The organism is Gordonia sp. VNK21 (genome assembly GCF_046098115.1).
In the GTDB taxonomy this organism is placed as follows: Bacteria; Actinomycetota; Actinomycetes; order Mycobacteriales; family Mycobacteriaceae; genus Gordonia.
In genome coordinates, this window is record NZ_JBJURU010000029.1 from 1 (window position 1) to 6,046 (window position 6,046).

General features: G+C 62.4%; 6 protein-coding genes and 2 pseudogenes. 2 read left to right on the top strand and 6 right to left on the bottom strand.

The window, feature by feature from the left end; genetic code table 11:
- Positions 1-326 (bottom strand): transposase (locus tag ACJMNC_RS18055; RefSeq protein WP_408949333.1); only part of this gene is annotated, 326 nt, incomplete at its 3' end.
- A gap of 420 nt (positions 327-746) precedes the next feature.
- Here ACJMNC_RS18055 and ACJMNC_RS18060 point away from each other — a divergent pair.
- Positions 747-992 carry a hypothetical protein gene (locus ACJMNC_RS18060; protein WP_008382572.1) on the top strand — a complete coding sequence of 82 codons (246 nt, stop codon included), beginning with the start codon at positions 747-749 and terminating at the stop codon, positions 990-992.
- A 392-nt stretch (positions 993-1,384) separates the two neighbouring features.
- Here the strand turns inward: ACJMNC_RS18060 and ACJMNC_RS18065 are convergent.
- Positions 1,385-1,945 (bottom strand): annotated as a pseudogene (locus ACJMNC_RS18065) (PaaI family thioesterase).
- Positions 1,946-1,998: 53 nt separating this feature from the next.
- On the opposite strand from ACJMNC_RS18065, the pseudogene ACJMNC_RS18070 reads away from it, so the two are divergent.
- A pseudogene (locus ACJMNC_RS18070) lies at positions 1,999-2,605 on the top strand (hypothetical protein); the annotation flags it as partial.
- On the opposite strand, the gene ACJMNC_RS18075 reads toward ACJMNC_RS18070, so the two are convergent.
- The 4 genes from ACJMNC_RS18075 to ACJMNC_RS18090 form a co-directional block, all read right to left on the bottom strand.
- The gene (locus tag ACJMNC_RS18075; protein WP_161896564.1) at positions 2,565-3,317 is read right to left on the bottom strand and encodes a TetR/AcrR family transcriptional regulator; all 753 of its coding nucleotides are present in this window, start codon (positions 3,315-3,317) and stop codon (positions 2,565-2,567) included. The pseudogene ACJMNC_RS18070 and the gene ACJMNC_RS18075 sit on opposite strands and share 41 nt — an antisense overlap.
- 76 nt (positions 3,318-3,393) lie before the next feature.
- Positions 3,394-4,311, bottom strand: a complete 918-nt coding sequence (locus ACJMNC_RS18080) for an alpha/beta fold hydrolase (protein WP_408949334.1) — start codon at positions 4,309-4,311, stop codon at positions 3,394-3,396.
- Positions 4,301-5,371, bottom strand: a complete 1,071-nt coding sequence (locus ACJMNC_RS18085) for a 2Fe-2S iron-sulfur cluster-binding protein (RefSeq protein WP_408949335.1) — start codon at positions 5,369-5,371, stop codon at positions 4,301-4,303. Before ACJMNC_RS18085 ends, ACJMNC_RS18080 begins: the two co-directional genes overlap by 11 nt.
- Positions 5,368-6,046: SDR family NAD(P)-dependent oxidoreductase (locus ACJMNC_RS18090; protein ID WP_408949336.1), on the bottom strand; the 679-nt coding region annotated here is incomplete at its 5' end. The genes ACJMNC_RS18085 and ACJMNC_RS18090, both read right to left, overlap by 4 nt.

A 6,046-nucleotide genomic window follows, 5' to 3' on the forward strand; every position in this document is an offset into this window, starting at 1 on the left:
GGCGAGGCGGCCAGCGTTGAGATCAGGCGGGAGACGGTCGGGTCGGAGGCGACGTGGCCGAACGTGTCGGGTTGTTCGCGGATGGTGGCGATGTCGGCGAGGCAGTCGCCGCCGGCGACCAGTGCGACGGCGAGGTCGGCGATGATCTTGCCCGGATCATGGACTGCGGAGGGCGTGCGCCACGGCGCGAGTGCGGTCGACCACTCGGCCGCGAGGCCGCTGACCTCGACTGTTCGGGTCAACAGGATGGTTCCGGCGTGGGACACGAGGTTCTCGCCGTCGCCGGTGGCGCGGATGTGTGGGTAGAACACGGTAGAGTTACTCACCAGAAAGGTGCTCCCTCGCTCTGACGTAATCGGACTGTCGCAAGAACGATTATCGCAGGTGAGAGCACCTTTCTTCATGCATCAGGGTCGGCGAGTCGAATTCACCGATGAAAGAACCAGGCTAGTGACAAATACACCATGGACGCATCCCGCCGGCACACTCGACGGGGTCGCTGCGCGACCAGCTCATCGAACTGATGTGAGTAGTTCGACCAGGACAACGACGCCGAGCAACGAACCGACACCGACGCCATGATCAGGACCATCACCAGGTTCGCTCCGATCAGTGAACTCGAGTGGGCCGGCAGGCTGCCTGAACATATGGGCGGTGGAGAACAGCAAAGGCCTCTGCCATCCTGTAGCTGTGGCTGCTCGAGCAGGGGAATCAGTTGTCGATGTCCCTCCACCGAGACCGCCCGAGTGCGCCAGCTCTCCCGCGGCGGCCGCCGCAAGAACGACCACATCCACGCCGCCGCCGACGCGTGCGTTGCGGCGCTGCAAGGCGAAGGCCGGCCGATCTACACCGAGGACTACACCAGCGTATTGCGGGTCCTCGATGAACGCCGCCGCAACCTCTTGCACACCAAAGGCCGGCTGATCAACCAACTCCACGCGATCCTGCGCCCGGTGCTTACCCGGCGGTGCCCCAACGGATCTCGACTCTGAGAAAGCTGCGATGGGGGTTTTGATTCGGGGCTGATCAAACTGGCTCTTGAACGCGGCTTCAAAGCCGAGCCGACCGACCACCTAGGCTATGAGAAGGGCGACCCCGCCGGGCGACCGAGAAAGCTACTTGACCCTGGCTCCAATCGGCGCCGGCGGCAGCCAACTCGGCAGCATTAAACCTTCGAACTGCGGGCCGTCGATGACGTGCACATCTGCCTGGAACTCATCGCCTCCTTGTCATTCGAGAAGTTCCATCCGCACCAGAAACGAGCAGGCCCCATGACAACCAACGTCACCGGGCCTGCGCCTCACAGTTCTCCGACTTCTTCCCGGCGTTCGTTGCTCGGGACTACCGCTCCGAACGGTGAGTCACAGCGCATGCAGGGTTGGCGTCATCGGCGGATTCGGTTGCCGTGTCGGTGATGACGGCGGTCACCCGGTAGGTCCGGCGTCGCGGGAAAGCCGGTTGAGCAGGCCCGCCGCAATCGCCGAGATCGATCTCCGTGCGCGGCGAAATGGTCGGTGTCGACAGCGACGAAGACGGCGGTTGCGGTGAACCGGGTGACACTGTCGTCTCCGGTGCCGTAGCAGTGACGTGCAGAGCGCGGCCCCTCCTTCCGGTGAGGCGGCCGCTGATGCGGTGCGGGCGGCGCAGCGGGACCGGCAACAGGTACTCGACTGTGAGGCGGCGGGTGACCGCCGGGGTTGCAGCAACCACAAGGTGAGCCCGGCAGGTCATCACACGCGGCGGCGATCGCGCCGCCGTGCGCCAACCCCGGCGCGCCTAGATGCCGTTCGTCGAACGCGATATCGGTGAACACCTCATCGCCGCAGCGGTGCACGGCCATCTCAATGCCGTGCAGGTTGTCGGGGCCGAAGCCCATGCACCTCGCAGTGTGCGGGGGTAGCAATACTGGTGACTCGTCCGGCGGTTCCTCACGATGATCCGCCATCCGATCGGGTATGGCCGCCCACCGGCAACCGCGCGTTGGCGTCATCGTTGCGGCTGTCTCGTCACAGTTCCTCGCAACTGCTGGCCGCCACCTTCGAGCGACTGCTGCCCCACGTAATCCCACCGGCACCCTCGACGGGTCCGCTACGCAGCCAGCTCATCGAGCTACTCAGCCGACAAGCTTCCCTCTTTGCCGCGGCGCCCCTGCATGTCACGACTCTGGCCTGCCTTACCCTCGGGTCGCAAGTAGTGACCCAGGGAAAGCGTAGACGCGCAGACCCCAACCGGAACGCTGCGCATCCGGGTAATCGACCAGTACCGCCAACCGTTCGACGCCATTCTCAAAGCTCTCATGCCCGCGAGGAACTAGACGACTTCGACATCGAACTCGCAATGTGCCAACTTCTCGGACCGCTGGTATTTCGCACGAAGAACCGGGCTACGAAACATCGACCGGCACGACTGCGCGCACATCGTTGACGACTTTCTCGCCGCCCACCAACGCACACACACCCCTCCACCGGAACGCACGATCAACCCGACCGCAACGCAAAGAATTGGTCGAATCGCGCCGCCACTGGCAAAACAAGTTCGGCGAATGGCTCGCTGCCAAACATGGGTCAGTCCACTTCGAGGCGGGACGCGAAACCGGGATGGCTGAATGGCAGACCACGTGAGAAGGCGACGCCTACGGTTGCGGCCGCGCCGTCGATGATTCCCCACGTCGTCTCCAATAGGTGTGCGGCGAAGAACTTGTCGTCCACCCCTTGCTCACGACCGCCGTCGGTCCACCACTGCGTCGCAGATAGACCAGAACCCAGAATGGACGCCACTGCCATGGGAACAATCGAGGTATCTGCATGAATACGCTGCAGACATTCAGTAAACCGACCGGCGATGACCTCCATCACCGACCTCAATTGCTCCGCAACTCCGCCACTTCCCGATCCGGAGTACTCAAACAAATGATTCGCCATAAGAAATCTGACGACCACGGGATGTTGCCCGACGAGCGCGACGTACGACTGGATAGACGAGCGAACCATGTCGTCGACCGAAGCATGATCTTGCTCGGCAAAAATTGTGACTTGCGCCGACTCCCACATCAACGCCCCGAGCTTCGCCGCCACCGCCCCGTTCAAGCCCGCTTTGTCGCCGAAATAGCGGTACAGCTTCGGTTTAGATACCTCGGCCTCCGCAGCGATGTCGTCCATGCTGACGCCTACGCCACAGCGTTCGATGGCCCGTATGGCCGCCTCGACCAGCTGCGCGCGTACCGCGACCCGATGCTCATCCCACCGCGTGCTACGGGCATCACGCACCCGACGCTGTACCTGAGATGGTGCGGAGGAAACGCGGCGGACGACTGACATTGTGGAAGAAATGATACCGGAAGGGCCCTCCCCCCGCGATCATCAGCTATGTGCGTCCGGTCATAGGCATCAAGAGTTAGCCTTTCTCCGTGGCTGCGTCCAATCGCGCCACCGCTTCGTTGAAATCGTTCGGTGCCTCCATGTTGATCATGTGACCGATCTGCGGCAACACCGCGAAATCGTGCAACTGCCCGCGCTGCTGCAGCCGTTCGGCGAGATCGGTGGAATGAACCTCGGGTGTCAACCGGTCGGCAGAGCCCACGATCACTGTCGTCGGAACCGCCAGTGAGTCGACTCCTTTGCTGACATCGATAGTGGCCAGGACCCTGCCCCACATTCCCCGCACCGCAGGAGGGCAACGCAGTACTATCTCAGAACACTCAGCCACAACGTCGGCCGACGCGTGCGGACCCATCGTCCCGTATTTCACCAACCGCCGGTTGAAGCGAGTGTCAAGCATCTCCGGCCCCGCCATGGCGAGCCCGGCCGCGAAGGCCCGCTCCAATGAGGCGCGGAATCGACGCGGCGACCCAATCAGCGTCGATCTACTTACCAACTGGGAGGGGCCAGTGCTCGCCAAGACGGCACCGCGGGACAGGAGGGGCACCGACTCCGGGTGCTCGGCAGCCCAACCCATGACCGACATCCCGCCCATACTGTGACCGGTCACCAATGCCTTACGACTCGACGTGACGACAGCCCGCAGGACAGCCTCGAGATCGTCGCCGAGGACCGACGCAGAGAAAGAGGTATGACCCCGGTCACTCCAGCCATGCCCTCGTTGGTCATACACCACCACACGGTGTGTGCTGGCGAAGTGTTCGATCTGAGGTCTCCAGAATCGGCCCTGGCACGCCCACCCGTGACTGAACACCACCAGCGGCGCATCATCACCCAGCCCGTACTCCTCGACGAACAGCCTCGTGCCGTCACTGGAGAGAACCTCACGCGAGCGCCGCGACAGTAGGCCGGCTCCCGAAGACTCAGAGGTCATCGAAACTCACCGTCACAGCGTCGGTGAGCGGAAGTGCCTGGCACGCGAGTCGCTCACCGTCCTCGATGTCGTCGTCGACGAGGATGTTGTTTTGCACCATGTCGACATCGCCTTCGATGAGTTTGCAGACACACGCGCTGCATGCGCCCTCTCGACACGAGTATGGGGCGTTGTGTCCTTGCGAGAGAAGCACGTCGAGCAGCGGCGTGTTACGTGGCCATGCCGTGGTGATGCACTCTCCGTTGAGATAAACCGTGGCCGTCGCCACACCCTCGTCGTCACTGAGTCGACGCAGTGTGGCGGTGTCGAACGGGTCACCCGCCAGAGACTGGAACACCTCGCGATGCACACTCGAATGGTCCACTCCACACGCGGCGGCGGACCTTTCCACCAGGTCCATGAAGGGGGCAGGGCCGCAGGTGAAGATCTCCGCCCCTTTGTGGTCACGGATAATTTTCTCGACAGCCTCGGATGTGGGGATCCCGTTCTCGGACTCAAGCCAGTCGACCAAAGTGAACCGCTCGGGGAATTCGGATCTGATCTGCTGAAGCTGGCGCTCGTACATGATCGAGTCGGCGTCACGGTTCGCGTAGAACAGGACGACTTCCCCACTGCCCGACACCAGTGCCGACTTCACCAGCGACAGGATCGGCGTGATGCCGCTTCCGCCGGCGAAGAAAAGCATGTCGACGTCGAGGCTCTTAGCGGTAAACTTTCCCGACGGCGTCAGTACGGTCATTTCCATGCCGACGGAGACGTTGTCGCACAACCAGTTTGACGCGTATCCCCCATCGGTGCGCTTGACCCCGATCTCGAGGCGGAAGTCATCGACATGAGGTGAACTGCTCAGCGAATAGCATCGTGCGACGTGGCCCGTCTGGTCGGACGGGATCTTCAGCGTGATGAACTGCCCGGGTAGATGCTTGAAATCGTCGACGATCTCGTCAGGCACTTCGAAGGCGATGCTCACAGAGTCCTTGGTCTCTTGCACGACCTCCGACACGGTCAGCGTCCGCGATCGCGCGGTGGTGCCCGGCCGAGTCTCCTGCTCGACGGTCATTTGATGATCCCCCGCTTGCGAGCGAAGGCGTAGCCCGCGCGGGTGATAGGCGCAGCCATGTCCTGGTAGCGCGGACCCACCACGCGTGCGACAAAGTCGAAGCCCCGTGCGTCTGCGCCGATCAGCACTCGGGGCTTCTTCTTGTCCATTCCTTTGAGGATGGTGGCCGCCGCTTTTTCCGGGGTGGTCCTGGCGATGTTGTTGAACATCGAGGCAATGGTGGCGGTATCTGCCCCCATATCGGATACACCGCGAGCGTTGTTGACGATATTGGTCTTGACGCCGCCGGGGTGAACGCATGTCACCGTGACCGGATGCCGACTGATTTTCATCTCTTGGCGAAGTGCTTCGGTGAAGCCACGCACAGCGAACTTCGCGGCGTTGTAAGCACTTTGACTGGGGATCCCGACCAGACCGAAGACGCTGGAGGTATTCACCAGATGACCATCACCGGAGGCGATCAGATAAGGCAGGAACGCCTTCGTCCCGTTGACGACACCACCGAAGTTGATACCCATCAGCCAGTCGAAGTCCTCCCAGGACATGTCGACAACGTCGGCGCCGAGGGCGACGCCGGCATTGTTGAACACCATGGTGACGCGCCCGAAAGATGACTGGACGCTGTCTGCGTAATCCTGGACCGCGGCACGATCTGCCACGTCCAACACGGCGGTC